Origin of the sequence: Paracoccus sp. UBA5162, from assembly GCF_002413585.1 — a bacterium.
GTDB lineage: Bacteria > Pseudomonadota > Alphaproteobacteria > Rhodobacterales > Rhodobacteraceae > Paracoccus.
In genome coordinates, this window is the sequence record NZ_DHXG01000026.1 from 14903 (window position 1) to 34699 (window position 19797).

General features: G+C 65.4%; 19 protein-coding genes. 9 read left to right on the top strand and 10 right to left on the bottom strand.

The window, feature by feature from the left end:
• Positions 1–49 precede the first annotated feature (49 nt).
• From B4A72_RS03450 to B4A72_RS03470, 5 genes are all read right to left on the bottom strand, one after another.
• Positions 50–1111, bottom strand: a complete 1062-nt coding sequence (locus tag B4A72_RS03450) for a flavodoxin family protein (RefSeq protein WP_349678614.1) — start codon at positions 1109–1111, stop codon at positions 50–52.
• A 357-nt stretch (positions 1112–1468) separates the two neighbouring features.
• Positions 1469–1765 (bottom strand): hypothetical protein, encoded by a 297-nt coding sequence (locus B4A72_RS03455; protein WP_292978093.1) that lies wholly within the window; start codon positions 1763–1765, stop codon positions 1469–1471.
• 33 nt (positions 1766–1798) lie between these two features.
• Positions 1799–2161 carry a cell division protein ZapA gene (gene zapA / locus B4A72_RS03460; protein WP_292953664.1) on the bottom strand — a complete coding sequence of 121 codons (363 nt, stop codon included), beginning with the start codon at positions 2159–2161 and terminating at the stop codon, positions 1799–1801.
• Positions 2161–2802 (bottom strand): hypothetical protein, encoded by a 642-nt coding sequence (locus tag B4A72_RS03465; RefSeq protein ID WP_292978094.1) that lies wholly within the window; start codon positions 2800–2802, stop codon positions 2161–2163. Before B4A72_RS03465 ends, zapA begins: the two co-directional genes overlap by 1 nt.
• Positions 2803–2910: 108 nt before the next feature.
• Positions 2911–4644, bottom strand: a complete 1734-nt coding sequence (locus tag B4A72_RS03470; protein WP_292953658.1) for a BCCT family transporter — start codon at positions 4642–4644, stop codon at positions 2911–2913.
• A gap of 366 nt (positions 4645–5010) precedes the next feature.
• On the opposite strand from B4A72_RS03470, the gene B4A72_RS03475 reads away from it, so the two are divergent.
• Genes B4A72_RS03475 through hisH form a run of 4 tightly spaced genes read left to right on the top strand, consistent with a single transcriptional unit; the run spans position 5011 to position 8281 of the window.
• Positions 5011–5670: a potassium channel family protein gene (locus B4A72_RS03475; RefSeq protein ID WP_292953704.1), complete on the top strand. Its 660-nt coding sequence runs from the start codon at positions 5011–5013 to the stop codon at positions 5668–5670.
• Between the two features lie 2 nt (positions 5671–5672).
• Positions 5673–7019 (top strand): TrkH family potassium uptake protein, encoded by a 1347-nt coding sequence (locus B4A72_RS03480; RefSeq protein ID WP_292953655.1) that lies wholly within the window; start codon positions 5673–5675, stop codon positions 7017–7019.
• 45 nt (positions 7020–7064) lie between these two features.
• Entirely contained in the window at positions 7065–7652 is a 588-nt protein-coding gene (gene hisB / locus B4A72_RS03485; protein WP_292953652.1) for an imidazoleglycerol-phosphate dehydratase HisB, read from the top strand.
• Positions 7652–8281, top strand: coding sequence for an imidazole glycerol phosphate synthase subunit HisH (gene hisH / locus B4A72_RS03490; RefSeq protein ID WP_292953649.1), 630 nt, complete (start codon positions 7652–7654; stop codon positions 8279–8281). Before hisB ends, hisH begins: the two co-directional genes overlap by 1 nt.
• Before the next feature lie 93 nt (positions 8282–8374).
• Here the strand turns inward: hisH and B4A72_RS03495 are convergent, their stop codons facing one another.
• Positions 8375–9136, bottom strand: a complete 762-nt coding sequence (locus B4A72_RS03495) for an HpcH/HpaI aldolase family protein (protein ID WP_292978095.1) — start codon at positions 9134–9136, stop codon at positions 8375–8377.
• A 129-nt stretch (positions 9137–9265) separates the two neighbouring features.
• On the opposite strand from B4A72_RS03495, the gene ade reads away from it, so the two are divergent.
• The gene (ade, locus tag B4A72_RS03500) at positions 9266–10963 is read left to right on the top strand and encodes an adenine deaminase (RefSeq protein WP_292953644.1); all 1698 of its coding nucleotides are present in this window, start codon (positions 9266–9268) and stop codon (positions 10961–10963) included.
• Between the two features lie 108 nt (positions 10964–11071).
• On the opposite strand, the gene B4A72_RS03505 is transcribed toward ade, so the two are convergent.
• A complete protein-coding gene (locus B4A72_RS03505; RefSeq protein WP_292953642.1) occupies positions 11072–12478 on the bottom strand; it encodes a class II 3-deoxy-7-phosphoheptulonate synthase in 1407 nt (468 codons plus the stop codon).
• 150 nt (positions 12479–12628) lie between these two features.
• On the opposite strand from B4A72_RS03505, the gene B4A72_RS03510 reads away from it, so the two are divergent.
• Complete coding sequence (locus B4A72_RS03510; RefSeq protein ID WP_292953639.1) at positions 12629–13675, top strand: GlxA family transcriptional regulator; 1047 nt, start codon at positions 12629–12631, stop codon at positions 13673–13675.
• A gap of 100 nt (positions 13676–13775) precedes the next feature.
• On the top strand, positions 13776–14918 hold the full coding sequence (locus B4A72_RS03515; protein ID WP_292978096.1) for a Hint domain-containing protein: 1143 nt from the start codon (positions 13776–13778) through the stop codon (positions 14916–14918).
• 30 nt (positions 14919–14948) lie between these two features.
• On the opposite strand, the gene lpdA is transcribed toward B4A72_RS03515, so the two are convergent.
• From lpdA to queA, 3 genes are all read right to left on the bottom strand, one after another.
• Entirely contained in the window at positions 14949–16340 is a 1392-nt protein-coding gene (gene lpdA / locus B4A72_RS03520) for a dihydrolipoyl dehydrogenase (protein ID WP_292978097.1), read from the bottom strand.
• A gap of 74 nt (positions 16341–16414) precedes the next feature.
• Positions 16415–17686 (bottom strand): MFS transporter, encoded by a 1272-nt coding sequence (locus B4A72_RS03525; protein ID WP_292953630.1) that lies wholly within the window; start codon positions 17684–17686, stop codon positions 16415–16417.
• Between the two features lie 106 nt (positions 17687–17792).
• Positions 17793–18839, bottom strand: a complete 1047-nt coding sequence (queA, locus tag B4A72_RS03530; protein WP_292978098.1) for a tRNA preQ1(34) S-adenosylmethionine ribosyltransferase-isomerase QueA — start codon at positions 18837–18839, stop codon at positions 17793–17795.
• A gap of 139 nt (positions 18840–18978) precedes the next feature.
• Here queA and B4A72_RS03535 point away from each other — a divergent pair, with 139 nt between their 5' ends.
• Positions 18979–19272: a (2Fe-2S)-binding protein gene (locus tag B4A72_RS03535; RefSeq protein WP_292953625.1), complete on the top strand. Its 294-nt coding sequence runs from the start codon at positions 18979–18981 to the stop codon at positions 19270–19272.
• Positions 19220–19705, top strand: coding sequence for a bacterioferritin (gene bfr, locus B4A72_RS03540; protein WP_292953622.1), 486 nt, complete (start codon positions 19220–19222; stop codon positions 19703–19705). The genes B4A72_RS03535 and bfr overlap by 53 nt, the downstream gene beginning before the upstream one ends.
• The last annotated feature ends 92 nt before the right edge of the window (positions 19706–19797 follow it).

Consider the following 19797-nt stretch of genomic DNA (forward strand, 5'->3'; position numbering starts at 1 on the left):
AGGCCGGCAAGCCGGGTGCCGGCCTGATCCTGCGCAATCGGGCGGCCGGCTAGCCGGGCTGGGGTTTTTCATAGTCGAACCGGCACCCGGCCGACCACGCTTTCCGGTCGTTGCCGTGGCTGGGGATGCCGCCAGCATCCTTCAGCATCCGCGCCATGTGCAGCAGGTTCCAGGTCATGATCGTGGTATTGCGCTGCGTGAACTCGTTGTCGAGCCCGGCGCCATCATCGCCATAGCTCGGGCCTGGGCCCGCCTCGCCGATCCATCCGCAATCGGCCTGCGGCGGAATCGCGTAACCCAGATGCGACAGGGAATAGAGCACGTTCATCGCCACATGCTTGATCCCGTCCTCGTTGCCGGTGACCACGACACCGCCGGTCTTGCCGTAGAAGATGGACTGGCCCTTGTCGTTCAACATCCCCGACATGGCATAGAGACGCTCGATCAGCAGCCGGCAGACCGAAGATTGCTCGCCCAGCCAGATCGGCGTGCCGACGACAAGGATGTCTGCGGCCTTCACCTTGGGCCACAGGTCGGGCCAGTCGTCGCGGTCCCATCCATGCTCGCGCATGTCGGGTTGCACGCCAAAGGCAATATCGTGCGCGGTCATGCGGATCTCGTCGACGGCGACGCCGCTCTTGCGCATGATCCTGGCCGAGCTGCCCATCAACAATGAGGTATGGGACGCCTGGTCGGGATGCTTCAGGGTGCAGTTGAAGAACACGGCGCGCAGATCGGAAAAATCGGTGTTTTTTTCGCCGCGATGGGCGGCTTGCTTCTCGCTCGGGTCCATGGGGTCCTCTTTTCTTTCATTTGCAGGACATCGGGCGCCTCTTCTCTGCCCGATTGCTTCGCGCCGAAGCGGGATCCGGCTACAGGCCGAAACAGGGTGTGATGTCCTCGTCCGATATATCGAACGCCTTGCTTGCCATTGCGGTTCTCTCGGCATGTCGTCGATCAGAGATGGACCCGGCGAAATCACCGCCAGACCGGACATCCGCCCCCCCGCCTTCCCACAACGACCGGTGAACTGTTTCAGCTTGGCGGCAAGGGGTGTTGTGCGGCTTGTTTGGCCGGCGATTGCCTTGCAGCCTGCTTTGCCTTCGCGCAAGCGCACCCCCTTCCTCACGGCAGAGGCGACTTGATCGAGACAGGCGCTCCGACCGGCGATTCCGTCCTGCCGGATAAAGAGGGGCCGATCGTCCTTTTCAGCGCGGGCGCAAGCGGCAGTCCATACGGGGCGCGAGACGGCGCGTCCCATGACGCGCCTGACTTCCGGGGACGATCGCTCCGGACGAATGTTTCACGAACGCTTCGATCCCGTGGGATGATGTCCGCCGCCGCTGCCGACATGTCACGATGCACGCGCTTTGCGGGACGAACGGAATGGCGCAGGCCGTGGCCTGAATCTCGGGTCAGGGTTCGGCCTGCCGACCGACAAGAGCGGTCCGCGCCTGTTCGCGCCGCCTCAGCAGACCAGATCGAATTGGGCCACCCCCGTGTCGCCAGGCAAACGGGTCCTGATGCTGTCTGCCAGCACGCGGCAGCCCGTGACCCGTTCCCCGGCCTCGGCCATCAGGGCGGGCACCCTGTCCCGCTGGGGGCGGGACAGGTATCCCATGCGGACGATTTCCACACGGTCGCCCTTGCGAAAGACGACGAAATCCAGTCCTTCCACCCTCACCGCCTGCCGCGTTCCGCCCATCATTCCGGGCGACGAGGTGGCGCAGGCCGACAGCAGTAGAAGCAAAAGCAAGCAGCGCATGACCGCTTGTCGCATCGCCGGGTTAACAAAGCGTTAAGACCCCTGCTGTTCCTCCAGCTTCTCGGCCAGCGATTCGGCGCGGGCGGCCAGCTCGGCCATGGCCTCTTTCAAATCCGAGGGGATCACCGGCACCTCGACACGGGCCGGGTTCGATTGCAGCCGGTTCAGATGGCGTTCGGCCTTTTCGGCGCGCTCCTCCATCACCGCGAAACGATCCGCCAACATCAGCCCGGCCAGCAGCAGCAGGCGCGGCTCGGGCATCCGGCCCGTCTGTTCCAGGATCTGCTGCGCCTCGGCATCGAGGACCGAGGCCGCACGTTGCAGCAGCCGCTCTTCGCCGTCCTGGGCGACCTGGCTGTATTCCTTGTGCCCGATGGTGAATGCGACCTCGGCCATTACCTGTTTCCCTCCTGAAAGCCATCGTCATCCGCGACCCCGCCATTCCCGGACCGTTCGTCGTGATCGCTGGGCAGGCCGTCTTTTCCGGTCTGCCGGGCTTCGGTCGCCTCGGGCACGCCGGCTTCGTCCCCCGCGGCTTCCAGCGTCGGATCGACAATCTGTCCCGGTGCGGCGGGCACCTGATCCTCGGCCAGCAGGCGTTCCAGTTCGACCATGATATCGCCCATCTGCGACAATTCGGCCTCGCGCGCGGCGCGAAGGGATTCGATCTCGGCCTCCAGCGCGCGCCGAATCGCGGGATCTGCGTCACCCTGCCCGGCGGCGTCGATCAGCGCGCGGTTGGCAGCGGTCAGTTCCTCGTTCGCGGCGGCCAGGCGAGCCGCCTGCTGGCCGGCGCCGTCCAGCCGGGCCCGCGCCTCGGCCAATGCCGCCTCCAGCGGGCCGCCGCGATCGGCACGCAGAGCGGCCAGTTCCTGCGCCAGACGGTCGGCCTCGGCCTGCGCGGCGGCCAGCGCCTGGTCCTGATCGGACTGCGTGGCCGGGGATTGCGCGCCTCGGCCGGTGCCGGCTTCGAGGATCTGGTCGATGCGGTCCAGCGCGGCGCTGAGGCGGCGTTCGCTGACGGAAATTTCGCTCATCGGCGTCGGTCCTTCGGTGGCGTCAGCAACGGTTTTGGCACCGCGCGGACCATAAAACAAGAACGGGCGGGGAAAACCCCGCCCGCCACTGTGATTGACGCCGCCTGTTCAGGCAAGTTCTCGCCGTTCGGCAATCAGACCCTTCACGATCGACCAGCAGGCGATCAGCAGGATGATGGTGAAGGGAAGCCCGGTCGAGACGGCCATGGCCTGCAAGGCGGTCAGGCCGCCGCCCAGCAGCAGCGCGATCGCCACCAGACCCTCGAAGCTGCACCAGAAGATGCGCTGCGGGATCGGCGCGTTCACCTTGCCACCGGCCGCGATCGTGTCGATGACCAGGCTGCCCGAGTCCGACGAGGTCACGAAGAACACGATCACCAGGATGATGCCCACGAAGCTGGTGATCGAGGTCAGCGGCAATTGTCCCAGCATCTGGAACAGCTTCAGCTCCAGCGCCGCATCGGCGATACCCTCGAACCCGCCCACGGTCATGGTGATGGCGGTGCCGCCCAGGGCGGTCATCCACAGGATCGAGATGACCGAGGGCACGATCAGCACCGCGATCAGGAACTGACGCACCGTCCGGCCACGGCTGACGCGGGCGATGAACATGCCGACGAAGGGCGACCAGCTGATCCACCAGGCCCAGTAGAAAGCGGTCCAGCCCTGACGGAAGTTGTCGTCGCTGCGCCCGAACGGGTTCGACAGCGGCACCAGTTCCCGCGCATAGGCGCCCAGGTTGCCGAAAAAGCCGCGGAAGATCTCGATCGTGGGGCCGAAGAAGATGATGAACAGCAGCAGGACCAAGGCCAGCACCATGTTGATCTCGGACAGCCGCTTGACGCCCTTCTCGACACCCAGCACGACCGACATCGTCGCGATTCCGGTGATGCAGACGATCAGGATGATCTTGGTCGTGTTCGAGTTCGAGATACCGAACAGGAAGTTCAGGCCCGCCGTCGCCTGTTCCGCCCCGAAGCCCAGCGAGGTTGCCAGACCGAAGATCGTGGCAAAAACCGCCAGAACGTCGATGACATGTCCCGGCCATCCCCAGACACGTTCGCCCAGAAGCGGATAGAAGATCGACCGCATGGTCAGCGGCAGACCCTTGTTATAGGCGAACAGGGCCAGCGCAAGCGCCACGATCGCATAGATCGCCCAGGGATGCAGACCCCAGTGGAAGATGGTCGCGGCCATGCCCAGGCGCCGGGCCTCCATCTCGTTGCCCTGCGCGCCGCCCAGGGGCGCCCAGTCGGTGCGCACGCCGCCTTCCATCGTGACCCCGCCAAGCGCGGTCTGATAATGGCTGATCGGTTCGCTGACGCCATAGAACATCAGCCCGATCCCCATCCCGGCCGCGAACAGCATCGCGAACCAGCCCGACAGGCTGAAATCCGGCGTCGCGTCGGGTCCGCCAAGACGGATCGTCCCCAGCGGCGACAGGATCAGCCCCAGGCACAGCAGCACGAAGACATTGCCCGACAGCAGGAAGAACCAGTCGAGATTGCTGGTCAACCCGTCGCGCATCTGCAGGAACACGGGTTCGAGCTGAGTGGGAAACAGCATCGTCACCAGCGTGAACAGCACGATGGTGACGGCCGAGATCATGAAGACCGGGTTGTGAACATCGAAGGGAAAGGGTTTCTTGCCCTCGATATTGTGCTGGCCGATCTCGTAATCCGTCTGGATCACCTGGGTGGGGCCCTCGGGCGCGGGTATCGCCTCGATATCGGGTTCGGGATCGGGCTCGAAGCGGCCTTTCAGCGCCTCGCGTTCGCGGCGTTCGTCGCCGGGCCGGCCCTTGACGTTCTTCTGCCCCTTGGGCTGTGTCGAATCTGTCATGCGTCCCTTTCTCGTTATGATTGGATCGGGGCGGCGGATCAGCCGTGACTGGCGGAAATCCGCGCGTGGAACCGGGTTTCTGTCACATTCTCTTCAGAATGGCCACAAGGGGCGCGAAAGTGGCGGACAAATGCGACCCGGGCAACGCGGGTTGCGACATCGGCCGCTTTGTCCGCCGGCGCCAATGCGGAATCCGTCCGCGAAAACACGCGGCTCGGTCTGGGAACCGGATCGGGCTGGCCGGTCGCGCCCTTGCCAGGCGTGATCCCGGCGGGTGCAAGAAGCGGCTGCGGTGGCCCGGCTTGACCCCGGCCGTCCTGCATGAGCAGTATCGCCGCCGTCTCGACTCGGTCCTCCGGAGGGTCCATGGGCAAGCAGAATCGCAGCTTTGTCGTCGTCGGCCTCGGCTCCTTCGGCAGCGTGGTTGCATCCGAACTGGCGCGGTTCGGCAACCGCGTTCTGGGCGTGGACAAGAACCAGCGTCGGGTCGCGGCCCTGGCCGAGCAATTGTCGAATGCGGTGATCCTCGACGCCACCGACGAGGGCGCGCTGCGCGAGGCCGGGGTGGACCGCTACGACGTGGCGCTGGTCTCGATCGGCAACGATCTGGAAAGCAACGTGATCGCGGCGATGAACCTGCGCCTGATCGGCGTCGGCTCGGTCTGGGCCAAGGCCGAAAACCGCACCCACCATCGCATCCTGTCCAAGATCGGCGCCGACCGCGTGGTTCTGCCGGAACTGGAGATGGGCCGCCACACCGCACAGATGCTGAACAATCCGGCGGTGCAGGATTACGTCGCGCTTGGTAACGGCTTTTCGGTCGTGAACCTGATGCTTCCCGAGCGACTGAAGGGCAAGACACTGTCCGAACTGAACATCGGCGAGGGGATCACCGCGCTTGGGATGATGCGCGGAACCGAATATATCGACCTGCGCGGCAAGGCCGATCCGGTGCTGAACACGAATGACCGCCTGCTGCTGCTGGGCAAGCGCGTCGATCTGACCCGGTTCGGCGACCGGATTTGAGCGTGCGGACGCATCCGCTGGCCGCGTTCCGGGGCTGGTTGTCGCGCACGCCGCCGCCGGCCGTGCTGGCGGTCCTGTACCTGTCGCTGATCCTTGCCGGCGGGCTGGCGCTGATGCTGCCCTTCACGACCACGCGGGCGATCAGCTTTTCGGATGCGATCTTCACCTCGACCTCGGCGGTGACGGTGACGGGTCTTTCGGTGATCGACACCGAACTCGATCTGACCTTCTGGGGGCAGGTGGTCGTTGCGGTGCTGATCCAGCTTGGCGGGCTGGGGCTGATGACCTTCGCCGTGCTGGTCTGGTCCGCGCTTGGCCTGCCGCTGCGCATCACGCACCACACCTATCTGCGCGAGGATCTGAACCAGACGTCCTATGTCCGCCTGACGCAACTGGTCTTTACCATCTTCCGCGTGGCGCTGATGGCCGAGATCGCGGGCGCGATGCTGCTGTCGCTCAGCTTCATGCCCCGCGAGGGGCTTGGTCCCGGCCTGTGGGACGCGGTCTTCCATTCCGTCTCGGCCTTCAACAATGCCGGTTTCTCGACCTTTTCCGAGGGCCTGGTCCGCTATGCGACCGATCCGCTGGTCAACATCGTCATCCCCGGCCTCTTCATTCTGGGCGGGATCGGCTATGTGGTCGTGTCGGATGTCTGGAACCGGCGCTTCTGGTATGGCTGGACCCTGCATACGCGGCTGATGCTGGTGGGAACGGCGGCGCTGATCGTGATCGGGGTGGGGCTGACGGCGATCCTGGAATGGAACAATCCGCTGACGCTGGCGCAATATGACGGCCCGGTCGCGCGGATGACGGTGGCCTGGTTCCAGGGCGTGACGCCCCGCACGGCCGGCTTCAACACCGTCGATATCGGTGGGCTACACGATTCGACCTCGTTGCTCTACATGGCGCTGATGATCATCGGCGCCGGCCCGACCTCGACCGGGGGCGGGCTGAAGGTCACGACCATCGTGGTGATGTTGCTGGCGACCCTGGCCTTCTTCCGCCGCCGGACCGAGATCTGGGCCTTCGGGCGGTCCATCGGGCTTGACGAGGTGCTGAAGGTGATGGCGCTGATCGCCATCGCCTCGGTGCTGATCTTCACGGCGGTGTTTCTGATGATGGCCAGCCACGACGGCTATTTTCTCGACATCAGCTTCGAGGTCGCCTCGGCCTTCGGCACCACCGGCCTGTCGCGCGGCTACACTTCGGAACTGAACCCCTTCGGCCGGATCATCATCATCACGGTGATGTTCCTGGGCCGGGTCGGGCCACTGACACTGGGCTTTTTCCTGGCGACGCGCACGACGCCCCGCGTGCGCTATCCCGAAGGACAGGTCCATCTTGGCTGATCCGCCGCGCCGCCCTATAAGGCCCGCGTCGTGAAAGGAAATTCCATGCGCAAGGCGACCATCACCCGCAACACTGCCGAGACCCGGATCGAGGTGGCGATCGACCTGGACGGCACCGGAACCTATGACAACCGGACCGGCGTGGGTTTTTTCGATCACATGCTGGACCAGTTGTCGCGCCATTCCCTGATCGACATGACGATCCGGGCGACGGGCGATCTGCATGTCGACGACCACCACACGATCGAGGATACCGGCATCGCCATCGGTCAGGCGCTGACCAAGGCTCTGGGCGACAAGACCGGCATCCGCCGCTACGGCAACTTCCTCCTGGCGATGGATGATGCGCTGGTCCGCGCCGCGCTGGATTTGTCGGGGCGGCCCTATCTGGTCTGGAACGTCGATTTCCCGTCGGCAAGGATCGGCGGCTTCGATACCGAACTGGTGCGCGAATTCTTCCAGGCGCTGGCCACCCATGGCGGAATCAGCCTGAATCTCGCGCGCCTGGACGGGATCAATTCCCATCACATCGCCGAGGCCGCCTTCAAGGCGGTCGCCCGCGCGCTGCGCGAGGCGGTCGAACCCGACCCGCGCATGTCCGGCGCCCTGCCCTCGACCAAGGGTGCGCTGTGATGCGTGTGGCGCTGATCGATTACGACAGCGGCAACCTGCATTCGGCCGAAAAGGCGTTCCAGAAGATGGGCCGGAGCGTCGGGGCCGAGATCGTTGTGACGTCCGATCCGGGTATCGCGGCACGCGCCGACCGGATCGTGCTGCCGGGCGACGGCGCCTTTCCCGCCTGCCGCGCGGCCCTGGGTGAGGTCGATGGAATGGCCGAGGCCCTGCGCGAGGCGGTCTTGAATCGCGGCGTGCCTTTCATCGGCATCTGCGTCGGAATGCAGATGCTGGCGACGACGGGATACGAATACCGCCCGACGGCCGGGCTGGACTGGATCGGCGGCGAAGTGGCGCGGATCGACGCGCCGGGCCTCAAGGTGCCGCATATGGGTTGGAACGATCTGGTCATCGACCGCCCCCATCCTGTCCTGGAAGGTATCGGCACGGGCGATCATGCCTATTTCGTCCATTCCTGGCAGTTCCGGGTAGCGGATCGGGCGCATCTGCTGGCCCATGTCGATTACGGCGGCGCGGTCACGGCGGTGGTGGGCCGCGACAACATCGTCGGCACACAGTTTCATCCCGAAAAATCGCAAGGCGTCGGTCTGCGCCTGATCGCGAATTTCCTGCGCTGGACCCCCTGACAATGACGGGGGCGGGACAGGAAGATCCTGCCCCGGTCGCTGCCGCTGGGCGGGGCGCGCGCGTCCCGCGCGCCGGCGGCGCAAAACCGCGCCCTATCCCCGCGCTTCGGCCAGCGCGGCGCCGAGCGCGCGCGTGAACAGCCCGGTATCGGTGGCCAGCGAGGCAAAATCGAATCCCTGTCCCAGCATCGCGCGCACCATCGCGCCATCGCCGCAATGCACGCCGGCCAGCAATCCCGCCTGCCGCGCCGCCGCCAGAACATCGCCGATTGCCTGCAGCACCTCGACCGCCTCGGGGTTCAGCGTGGGGGCGTAGCCCAGCGACAAGCCCAGATCGGCGGGGCCGACATAGACCCCGCTGAGCCCCTCGACCGCCATGATCTCGTGGCGGTTTCGCAGCGCCTCGCGCGTCTCGATCATGGCAAAGACCTGCACCAGATCGGCCGAGCGGGCGACGTAGTCGACATGCAGGGCGCCGGCCCGCACCGGCCCGTAGCTGCGCGCGCCCAGCGGCGCATAGCGCGCGGCCCGGACCAGCGCGCGCGCCTCGTCGGCGCTGTTGATCATCGGGCAGATGATTCCGTCGGCCCCGGCATCCAGCGCCTTCATCGCGATGCCGGGTTCGTTCCACGGGATGCGCACGAATTTCGGCGCCGGGCTGGCAGACATCGCCTGCAACATCGCCAGCATGTCGGCATAGCCGACCAGCCCGTGTTGCATGTCGATGGTCAGCAGATCATAGCCCGCATGCGCATGGATTTCGGCCGTGACCGGCGACGGGATGCCGCACCAGCCGTTGATTGCCTTGCCGCCGGCCCTGAAATGGTCGCGGAAAGTCCCTGCCGTCAAAGTCATTCGTGGCCTCCTCATCCGCCGGAGTGAAGGCAAACACAGGCTGGCCCGCGCGGCAAGTGGCCCCGGCTCTGGACCTTGGCCGGGCGATGGGGTTCTGTGGCCGCCTGCAAGGACGCGACGGAGGACGGCATGGACGGGTTGGAACAGCGGATCGCACAGGCGCGCGGGGATGAACCGGCCGATCTGGTCCTGCGCGGCGGGCAGGTCTTCGATCTGGTCACCGGCAGCATGATCGACGGCGACGTGGCGATCTGCGGCGAAACGATCGTGGGCATCGGTGCGCGATACGAGGCGCGCGCGGTGATCGACGTGACCGGGCTGACGCTGGTTCCGGGCTTCATCGACACCCATCTGCATGTCGAATCCAGCCTTGTCACGCCGTTCGAGTTCGACCGCTGCGTGACACCGCGCGGCATCACCACCGCGATCTGCGACCCGCACGAGATCGCCAACGTGATCGGCCTGGACGGTATCCGCTATTTTCAGCAGGCCAGCCTGCATCTGCTGATGGATCTGCGGGTGCAACTGTCCTCCTGCGTGCCGTCGACCGAGATGGAGACCTCGGGCGCGCGGATCGAGGCCGCCGACCTGGCACCGCTGATGGGACATCCCTCGGGGATCGGGCTGGCCGAGTTCATGAATTATCCCGGCGTGATCCACCGCGACCCTGCCGCGATGGACAAGCTGCGCCTGTTCGCGGGCGGCCATGTCGACGGCCATTGCCCGCAGCTTTCGGGCCGCGATCTGAACGCCTATATCGCCGCCGGCATCCGCACGGAACACGAGGCGACAACCGCCGGGGAGGCGCTGGAAAAGCTGCGCAAGGGGATGCGCGTGCTGATCCGCGAGGGTTCGGTCAGCAAGGATCTGGAAGCCCTGCAGCCGGTCCTGACCGAGACGACCAGCGCCTATCTGTGCCTGTGCACCGACGATCGCAACCCGCTGGATATCGGCGAGCATGGTCACCTGGACTACATGATCCGGCGGCTGATCCAGATGGGCACGTCGCCGCTGGCCGCCTATCGCGCGGCCTCGCTGTCGGCGGCCGAGGCCTTCGGGCTGAAGGATCGCGGGCTGATCGCGCCGGGGCGGCGGGCCGATATCGTGGCGCTGGATTCGCTGGAAGGTTGTCACGCGGCGCTGGTCCTGTGTGGCGGCCGGGTCGTGGACGATGCGGCATTTGCCGCACGTGGCGACGTGCCGCCCGTCGGCCGAAACTCGGTCAAGGCCCCGAAGGTCGAGGCTCGTGATTTCCGGTCCAGCGGCAACCGGGCCGAAACCGACGTGATCGGAATCATCGAAGGCAAGATCATCACCCGCCATCTGCACGATGAGATCGCACCGAAGGATGGCGACAAGCGGCCCGACCCCGCGCGCGATCTGATCCGGATCGCGGTGATCGAGCGGCATGGCAGGAACGGCAACATTGCCACCGGCTTCGTCAGGGGCTTCGGCATGGCGCGCGGGGCCATCGCCTCGACCGTCTGCCACGATCACCACAATATCGCGGTCGTCGGCGCGGATTATGCCGACATGGCGCTGGCGGCAAACCGGCTGTCGCAGATCGAGGGCGGTCTGGTGGTTGCGGCCGAGGGCGAGGTTCTGGCCGAATTGCCGCTGCCGGTCGCCGGGCTGATGAGCCTTCAGCCCTTCGAGACGGTGCGCGACCGGCTGGCCCGATTGCGGAAGGCGGCGAAATCGCTGGGTGTGACGCTGGAAGAGCCGTTCCTGCAACTGGCCTTTCTGGCCCTGCCGGTGATCCCGGCACTGAAGATCACCGATCGCGGCATGGTCGATGTGGAAAGGTTCGAGATCATCTCGGGCTAGGCCTGCCTTCGCTCCGCCCGAAAGGCGGATGGACAGACATCGCCACGGTCCGGAACGACGACAGCCGCCGGGCGTGCGGCGACTGTCCTCCGGGCGCGGGGGCCGTGTTCAGCCTGCCTTCACGTCCTTCCCGGGCGCGGCCGTCTCGCGCCGGTTGCGCAGTTCCTCGGCCACCAGAAATGCCAGTTCCAGCGACTGGCTGGCATTCAGGCGTGGATCGCAGGCGGTGTGATAACGGTCCGACAGATCCTCGTCGGTGACGGCGCGGACACCGCCGGTGCATTCGGTCACGTCCTTGCCGGTCATCTCGAAATGCACGCCGCCGGGGATCGTGCCCTCGGCCTTGTGAATGCCGAAGAATTCGCGCACCTCGCGCAGGATCGAATCGAAGGCCCGGGTCTTGTAGCCCGACGAGGACTTGATGACGTTGCCGTGCATCGGGTCGCAGGACCAGACGACATTGGCGCCTTCTTCCTGCACCGTCCTGATCAGGCGCGGCAGATGATCGCCGACCTTGCCGGCGCCGAAGCGTGCGATCAGGGTCAACCGGCCGGCCTCGTTGTCGGGGTTCAGCTTTTCCATCAGCACCTTCAGATCGTCGGGCGTGGTCGTCGGGCCGCATTTCAGGCCGATCGGGTTCTGAACGCCGCGACAGAATTCCACATGCGCGCCATCGGGCTGCCGCGTGCGGTCGCCGATCCAGATCATGTGGCCCGAACCGGCGACCGGCAGTCCGGTCGTCGTGTCGATCCGGGCCAGCGCCTCTTCGTATTCCAGCAGCAGACCCTCGTGGCTGGTATAGAAATCGACCTTGGACAATTGATGCGCCGTGTCGGAATTGACACCCGCCGCCTGCATGAAGGCCATGGCGTCCCGGATGCGATCGGCGATGTCGCGGTATTTCGCGGCCTCGGGGCCGCCGACGAAATCGGCGATCCAGCTTTGGACCCGGTGCATGTCGGCATAGCCGCCGGTCGAGAAGGCGCGCAGCAGGTTCAGCGACGCCGCCGCCTGCGTATAGGCGGCCAGCATCCGCTGCGGGTCGGGAATCCGCGCCTCGGGGGTAAAGTCGAAGCCGTTGACGATGTCGCCGCGATAGCTGGGCAGTTCGACCCCGTTCGCGGTCTCGGTCGGCGCGCTGCGCGGCTTGGCGAATTGCCCGGCCATGCGGCCGACCTTGACGACCGGCAATTGCGCGCCCCAGGTCAGCACGACGGCCATCTGCAGCAGAACCTTGAAGGTGTCGCGGATGTTGTCGGCGCTGAATTCGGCGAAGCTTTCCGCGCAATCGCCGCCCTGCAACAGAAAGGCGCGGCCCGCTGCGACCTCGGCCAGTTGCTCGCGCAGGCGCCGCGCCTCGCCCGCAAAGACCAGCGGCGGATATCGGCGCAACTGCGCCTCGACCATCTGCAACGCGGCGGCATCGGTGTAGTCCGGCATCTGGACGCGCGGATAGGCACGCCAGCCGGCCTTGTCCCAGTTCCGGGCGGCGGTCTTGCGGGTCTCCTGCGTCATGGCGCGCACTCCTTGAAAAAATGGTCGGGCCGGTATAGGGCCGAACCGCGTCAAGGGAAAGGGTGGCGAAGCCTTGCGGACGCGGCAACCGCCCCTTGCGGCGGCGCGAAATCCCTGCTGATGTGCCTCATCGACAACAAAGCCAGTCCGATGTCCGCCGACAAGCCACGCCGTTTCACCTTCCTGCTGCTCGACCGTTTCACGATGCTGCCTTTCGCCGCCGCGATCGAACCCTTGCGGCTGGCGAATCGGGCCGCCGGAAAAACGCTGTTCGAATGGCGCCTGATCGGGCCCGGAGGGGATGTCGCCGTCTGCTCCAACGGGGCCCGCGTGGAACTGGATGGCGGGCTGGACGCCGAGATCGCCTTCGGGCGCGACGACGTGGTGATCCTGTGCGGCGGCATCGGGATCGCGCGCGTGGCGACGAAACCGGTGCTGAACTGGCTGCGCAAGCAGGCCCGCAGCGGCGCCGGGATCGGCGCGGTCTGCACCGGCGCCTGGGTTCTGGCCGAGGCCGGTCTGCTGGACGGCCGCAAGGCCACGATCCACTGGGAAAACCACGACGGTCTGGCCGAGGCTTTCCCCGAGGTCGATCTCTACCGTTCGGTTTTCGTGCATGATGGCAACCGGCTGACGGCGGCGGGCGGCACCTCGTCCATCGACCTGATGCTGCATCTGATTGCGGAATGGCATGGCGACGCGCTGGCGGCCGAGGTGGCCGACCAGATGCTGCACACCGCGATCCGCACCGATCAGGACCGTCAGCGCCTGTCGATCCCGACGCGGATCGGCGTTCGCCATCCCCGACTGGCCGCCGTGATCGCGCGGATGGAGGGCAATCTGGAAGATCCGATCAGTCCGGCCACCCTGGCCCGCGATGCCGGCATGTCCACTCGGCAGCTGGAACGCCTGTTTCGCCGTTATCTGAACCGCAGTCCCAAGCGGTATTACATGGAGACGCGGCTGGCCCGCGCCCGGAACCTGCTGATGCAGACCGAGATGTCGATCATCGAAGTGGCGCTGGCTTCGGGCTTTTCCAGCCCGTCGCATTTCTCCAAATGCTACCGCGCGCAATATGGCAGCACCCCCTATCGCGAACGCGGCACCGGAGCGGCGCCGAACGGCGGCGAGAATGCACCGACCGTGCATGGATCGGGCCGGCCCGGAACCGACCGGCCTTTGTCACGATCGCGTTAACCCTTCTTTAACCATCTGCCGGTAAACCGCGAAAAAGCGCGGGCCGATCACCCGCGGCCGGAACGTCCGGGAACAGGACAGGCACGGTGGCGGGGGGCGGATGGCGGAACTGAGCGAATACAAGATCACGATGGTGACGCTGGACTCGCCGCCGCCCATCGGCAGCAGCACCAACACGGTGTTCGAGCCCTGGTACAGGCAAAACTCGTTCACGATGTCGGGGGCGCGTGTCAGCACTGTCGCCGTTCTCGACGATGATCCCAATTTCGAGGTGCCGCGCTATTCGACCGACCTGGAACAATTTCTCGTCTCCGATACCGCGTTCGGTCCCGACCTTGTCGCCGCAGGCAACCGGCTGTCGGTGTTTCGCGGCTCGATCATCAAGGATGCAGACGGCAACCGCTTCCTGGCCAACTTTCCCTTCATCAATGGAACGCGGGGAAGTTTCGGCAACATGGTCGGGGGCCGCAAGGCCATCCTGATCACGCCCCTGCCGGTGACCGATGCCAGCACGGGGAAGACGACATTTCCCAAATTCGATGTCAATGCGACCTTCTCCTATGTCTCGGAGAAGGGGTTCGGCAACGGATATGCCAGCGTCGCCTACGCCCCCCAGGCGGCAATCTGCTTTACCGCCGGAACGATGATCGAGACGATGTTCGGCGCGCAGGCGATCGAAACGCTGTCGGCCGGCGACATGGTGCTGACGCGCGACAACGGCTTTCGGGTCTTGCGCTGGATCGGATCGACGCTGCTGGGCCGCGGCCGGCTGGATCTGCAACCCCATCTGCGGCCGATCCTGATCCGCGCGGATGCGCTGGCGCCCGGCTTTCCCTCGCGCGATCTGCGGGTGTCGCCGCAGCATCGGGTTCTGGTGCGATCGGTCATCGCCCGGCGCATGTTCGGCGAGGACGAAATCCTGGTGGCCGCCAAACACCTTCTGGGCCTGCCGGGGATCGAGATCGTCAATCCCGCGCTTGGTGTCAGCTATCATCACATGCTGTTCGACGATCACGAGGTGGTCCGGTCCAACGGCGCCTGGACCGAAAGCCTCTATACCGGCCCCGAGGCGCTGAAAGCCGTCAGCGGCGCGGCGCGGCGCGAAATCCTCGCCCTGTTTCCGCATCTGTCCGATCCGGGTTTCCGATCCACCGGCGCGCGACGCCTGCTGAACGGCCGCGAAGGCCGCAAGTTGGCACAGCGGCACGTCAAGAACAGCCGGCAATTGGTGAACGAAGCCTGAATCCCCAAGGGATTTGTGTCGTGACGCCGTTCAGAAATGGATCGCCCGGCCATAGGCGTCCAGCACCGATTCATGCATCATCTCTGACAGCGTCGGGTGCGGGAAAATGGATTCCATCAGTTCGGCCTCGGTCGTCTCAAGCTGGCGCCCGACGATATAGCCCTGGATCAGTTCCGTGACTTCGGCGCCGATCATGTGCGCGCCCAGAAGCTCGCCGGTCTTGGCGTCGAAGACGGTCTTGACAAAACCCTCGGCCTCGCCCAGGGCGATCGCCTTGCCGTTGCCGATGAAGGGGAACTTGCCCACCTTGACCTCATGGCCCTGTTCCTTGGCCCTGGCCTCGGTCAGCCCGACGGATGCGACCTGCGGCTGGCAATAGGTGCAGCCGGCGACCGAGTTCGGCTTGATCGGGTGCGGATGGCCGCCCGCGACCAGTTCGGCGACCATGACGCCTTCGTGGCTGGCCTTGTGCGCCAGCCAGGGCGCCCCCGCCACGTCGCCGATGGCAAACAGGCCATCGACGCCCGTGCGGCAATATTCGTCGGTCACGATATGGCTGCGATCGACCTTGACGCCGGCCTCTTCCAGGCCCAGCCCCTCGACATTGCCGACAATGCCGACGGCGGAAATCACCGTGTCGAAATCGATCGTCTTGGTCTTGCCGTCCTTCTCGATATGGGCGGTGACCTTGTCCTTGGCCCTGTCCAGTTTCGTGACCGTCGCCTTTTCCATGATGGTCATGCCCTGCTTTTCGAAGGCTTTCCTGGCAAAGGCGGAGACCTCGGAATCCTCGACCGGCAAAACGCGGTCCATCACCTCGACCACGGTGGTATCAGCCCCCAGCGTGTTGAAGAAGCTGGCAAATTCGATGCCGATGGCGCCCGATCCGATGACCAGCAGCTTTTTCGGCATATGCGGCGGCTTCAATGCGTGCTTGTAGTTCCAGACCAGCTTGCCATCCGGTTCCAGCCCCGGCAATTCGCGGGCCCGCGCGCCGGTCGCGATGATGATCGACCGGGCCGTGACCTCTTCGCTGCCCTTGTCGGTCTTGACCGTCACCTTGCCTTTGCCGGCCAGCCTGGCCTCGCCCATGATGGTTGTGACCTTGTTCTTCTTGAACAGATGCCCGATACCGCCCGACAATTGCTTGGCCACCCCGCGCGAACGATCGACGACCTTGTTCAGGTCATAGCCGATCCCTTCGGCGCTGAGACCGAAATCCTTGGCGCGTTCCATCAGGTGAAAGACCTCGGCGCTGCGCAACAGGGCCTTGGTCGGGATGCAGCCCCAGTTCAGGCAGATGCCGCCCAGATGCTCGCGTTCGATACAGGCCACCTTCAGCCCCAGTTGCGCGCCCCGGATCGCCGCGACATAGCCGCCAGGCCCCGCACCGATCACCACCATGTCGAAATTCTGGGCCATTGGTTCCCCCCGCTCGGTCAAGATGGTTCAGCGTTAAACCAATCCCCCGGCAGCGGCAAGCATCGGCCCCGATCTCAGGCGGCGGGGGGCGGCGCGTCCTGCGCGTCGGCCTGGCCGGAGGATTGCGCATCGTCCAGGGCCGCCCCCACCACAAGCTGCGTGTTGCCGGGGGTGATGACGGCGTAGTTGCCCTGTTCGTCCGGGGTCAGCGCCCGGCGCCGGGTCATCCGCCACCCCGCATAGATCGCCAGCGCCAGCATCAGCACGCCCATATAGGCCCAGAACCCCGACGGTCCCATCTGCGCCATCATCCAGCCGGTGATCAGCGGGCCGCCAAAGGATCCGACGCCATAGATGAACAGCAGCCCCGCCGATGCCGCGGCCATGTCCGACTGATCGAGATAGTCGTTGGTATAGGCCAGCAGAACCGCGTAGATCGGGTTCGCCACGCCGCCCATGATCGCCCCCGCGACCACCAGCCCCAGCGTACCGGGCTGCACCACCACCACGACCAGCGTCGTCAGCGCGCCCACGGCCGACAGGATCAGCACCAGCCGGCGCCGGTCCCAGCGGTCCGACACCCAGCCAAGCGGATACTGCAGCACCAGCCCGCCCGAATAGATCGCCGCCACGAACAGCGATATCTGTGCGACCGACAGCCCGATCGACGCGCCCCAGACCGACGACATGCCCGCAAGCGCCGAGAAGACCCCGCCCATCAGGAACACGCCCACGCAGCCCAACGGCGAGGCATCGTAGAGCCGGGCAAAGGACATGCGCTTGATCGTCTCGAAGTTGGGGGCGGGCCGGGCAGTCAGCAGGATCGGCGTGAAGGCCAGCGAAACCAGGACAGACGGGATGATGAACAGCAGGTATCCCGCCGGATCGCCGATATTCAGCAGCCCCTGCGCGATCACGATCCCCAGAAGCTGGGTGATCATGTAGGCCGCCAGCGCCTGTCCCCGGTTCTCGTTGGTCGAACTTGCGTTCAGCCAGCTTTCGGCGGTGATATAGACCCCGCAGAAGCAGAACCCCACCATGACCCGCAGAAGCGTCCAGACGATCCAGTCCGGCTGGATCGAATACAGCACCACCGCTGCCGAGATCAGTGATCCGAGGGCCGCGAAGACACGGACATGGCCGACATTCTTGATCACGCCGGGCACGACCAGGCTGCCCAGCAGGAAGCCGCCGAAATAGCCGGACATGACAACGGACATCTGGAAGGTGGGAATCCCCTCGATGCCGCCACGGATCCCCAGAAGCGTGCCCTGCATCCCGTTGCCGATCATCAGAAGAAGCATCCCCAGAAGCAGGGGCCAGGTGCTGCGCATCACCGAAGTCATGTCTCGTCTCGTTTCGTCAGGGTGTCGCCAGGGGTCCGGAAGACCCGTTTCATCAGATCGCCCGCCCTAATCCCGTGTGCCCGGCGATGCCAGCCGGAAAGCGACGTCAGGGAATCAGGAGCGACGCATCGCCGTAGCTGAAGAAACGATACCGCTGCGATACCGCATGTGTATAGATTTGCTTGATCTTTTCGGGCCCCATCAGGGCGGAAACCAGCATCAGCAGGGTCGATTTGGGCAGGTGAAAATTGGTCATCAGCCCATCTGTCACCTGGAAGTGATAACCGGGATAGATGAAGATGTCGGTCATGCCCTCGAACGGGGCGATCCGGCCGTCTCCGGCGGCGGCCGTTTCGATCAGTCGCAGCGCCGTGGTGCCGACGGCGATGACGCGCCGGCCCCCGGACCTGGCGCGGTTGATTGCCGCCGCCGCGTCCGGCGTGACCTCGCCCCATTCGGCGTGCATCCGGTGCGTCGTCACGTCCTCGACCTTGACGGGCAGAAAGGTGCCCGCGCCGACATGCAACGTGACGTGGACGAATTCCACGCCGCTGGCGTCCAGGGCGGCCAGCAGCGCCTCATCGAAATGCAGGCTGGCCGTGGGCGCGGCGACGGCACCCCGCCGCGCGGCCCAGACCGTCTGGTAATCCTGCCGGTCCTGGCTGTCGGGTGCGCGCAGGCTGGCGATATAGGGCGGCAGCGGCATCGCGCCGACCTGCGCCAGCGCAGCGTCGAATGCCTCGCCCGTGGCATCGAACCGCAACTGCAATTCGCCCTGCCCGATCGCCGCGACCTCGGCCGAAAGCTGTGGTCCGAAACGGATCACCTCGCCCTCGCGCAACTTGCGCAGCGGTTTGGCCAGCGCGCGCCAGCCATCGGCGGCCGGTTCCAGCAGCGTGATCTCGATCCTGGCGCTGACGGCCCCCTGCGCCGAATCGCGTTCGCGGCTGCCGGTCAGGCGCGCGGGGATGACCCTGGTGTCGTTCAGCACCAGCAGGTCGCCGGGTCGCAGGATCGCGGGCAGATCGCTGACAACACGATCCGCGATGGTCCCGTCCTCGGCCAGCAACAGTCGCGCCGCGCTGCGCGGGCGGGCCGGCCGCGTAGCGATCAGCCCCTCGGGCAGTTCGAAATCGAAATCGGACAGTTTCATGGCCGGGCTTCTGCGCCTGACGGGGCCGCGGGTCAAGCATCGCGCGCAGGCCGCTCGCCATGCCGTGATGAGCGGGCGAAAAAGGCGGGCTTTACATGCCCGACAAATTCACTAGGTTTCGCTCATCCAGGAGTTTTCCATGATCGTCTGCCATTGCACCCAGATCACCGATCATCAGATTCGCGCCGCCATCGACTGGATGCGTGCCGCCGATCCGCAAACGATCATCACCCCGGGCAAGGTCTATCACGCACTGGGCCAGCGCCCCGATTGCGGCGGCTGCATGAAGCTGTTTCTGGACACCATGCGCCGCTGCGATAGTCTGGGCGTCGCCCCGCCGATCCTGCGGGTGAACACGGACAAGAAGGAGGATTCCGGTCATGAAGGGCGACGCCAAGGTCATCGAGTATCTCAACGCCGCACTCCGGTCTGAACTGACGGCCGTCAGCCAGTATTGGCTGCATTACCGGCTGCAAGAAGATTGGGGTTATGGACGGATCGCGGACAAGTCGCGGGCCGAATCGATCGAGGAAATGCATCATGCCGACCGGCTGGTCCAGCGGATCATCTTTCTCGAAGGCCATCCGAACCTGCAAAAGCTGGATCCGCTGCGGATCGGGCAGAACCTGAAGGAAACGATGGAAAGCGACCTCGCCGCCGAACATGACGCGCGGACCCTGTATATCGAGGCCCGTGATCATTGCGAGAAGGTCGGCGATTACGTCAGCAAGGTCCTGTTCGAGGAACTGATCGCCGACGAGGAAGGCCATATCGACTATCTGGAAACCCAGATCGAACTGCATGACACCATTGGCGCGCAGAATTTCGGCCAATTGAACGCCAAGCCCGCCGACGAGGCCGAATAGGCGGACGTCGCCCCGCCATCCCCCTGATGGCAGCGGAAGGATGGCGGGACGCGCGCCTTGGTCTGGCCTTCGTGCCTCGGTTCCGGCCGAGG

Coding starts and splice junctions, on each gene's coding strand:
- B4A72_RS03510 (WP_292953639.1), top strand. CDS start 12,629: ATGTCCGCCGACAAGCCACGCCGTTTCACCTTCCTGCTGCTCGACCGT.
- B4A72_RS03470 (WP_292953658.1), bottom strand. CDS start 4,644: ATGACAGATTCGACACAGCCCAAGGGGCAGAAGAACGTCAAGGGCCGG.
- lpdA (WP_292978097.1), bottom strand. CDS start 16,340: ATGGCCCAGAATTTCGACATGGTGGTGATCGGTGCGGGGCCTGGCGGC.
- B4A72_RS03525 (WP_292953630.1), bottom strand. CDS start 17,686: ATGACTTCGGTGATGCGCAGCACCTGGCCCCTGCTTCTGGGGATGCTT.
- B4A72_RS03465 (WP_292978094.1), bottom strand. CDS start 2,802: ATGAGCGAAATTTCCGTCAGCGAACGCCGCCTCAGCGCCGCGCTGGAC.
- hisB (WP_292953652.1), top strand. CDS start 7,065: ATGCGCAAGGCGACCATCACCCGCAACACTGCCGAGACCCGGATCGAG.
- B4A72_RS03535 (WP_292953625.1), top strand. CDS start 18,979: ATGATCGTCTGCCATTGCACCCAGATCACCGATCATCAGATTCGCGCC.
- zapA (WP_292953664.1), bottom strand. CDS start 2,161: ATGGCCGAGGTCGCATTCACCATCGGGCACAAGGAATACAGCCAGGTC.
- hisH (WP_292953649.1), top strand. CDS start 7,652: ATGCGTGTGGCGCTGATCGATTACGACAGCGGCAACCTGCATTCGGCC.
- ade (WP_292953644.1), top strand. CDS start 9,266: ATGGACGGGTTGGAACAGCGGATCGCACAGGCGCGCGGGGATGAACCG.
- bfr (WP_292953622.1), top strand. CDS start 19,220: ATGAAGGGCGACGCCAAGGTCATCGAGTATCTCAACGCCGCACTCCGG.
- B4A72_RS03455 (WP_292978093.1), bottom strand. CDS start 1,765: ATGCGCTGCTTGCTTTTGCTTCTACTGCTGTCGGCCTGCGCCACCTCG.
- B4A72_RS03495 (WP_292978095.1), bottom strand. CDS start 9,136: ATGACTTTGACGGCAGGGACTTTCCGCGACCATTTCAGGGCCGGCGGC.
- queA (WP_292978098.1), bottom strand. CDS start 18,839: ATGAAACTGTCCGATTTCGATTTCGAACTGCCCGAGGGGCTGATCGCT.
- B4A72_RS03475 (WP_292953704.1), top strand. CDS start 5,011: ATGGGCAAGCAGAATCGCAGCTTTGTCGTCGTCGGCCTCGGCTCCTTC.
- B4A72_RS03515 (WP_292978096.1), top strand. CDS start 13,776: ATGGCGGAACTGAGCGAATACAAGATCACGATGGTGACGCTGGACTCG.
- B4A72_RS03505 (WP_292953642.1), bottom strand. CDS start 12,478: ATGACGCAGGAGACCCGCAAGACCGCCGCCCGGAACTGGGACAAGGCC.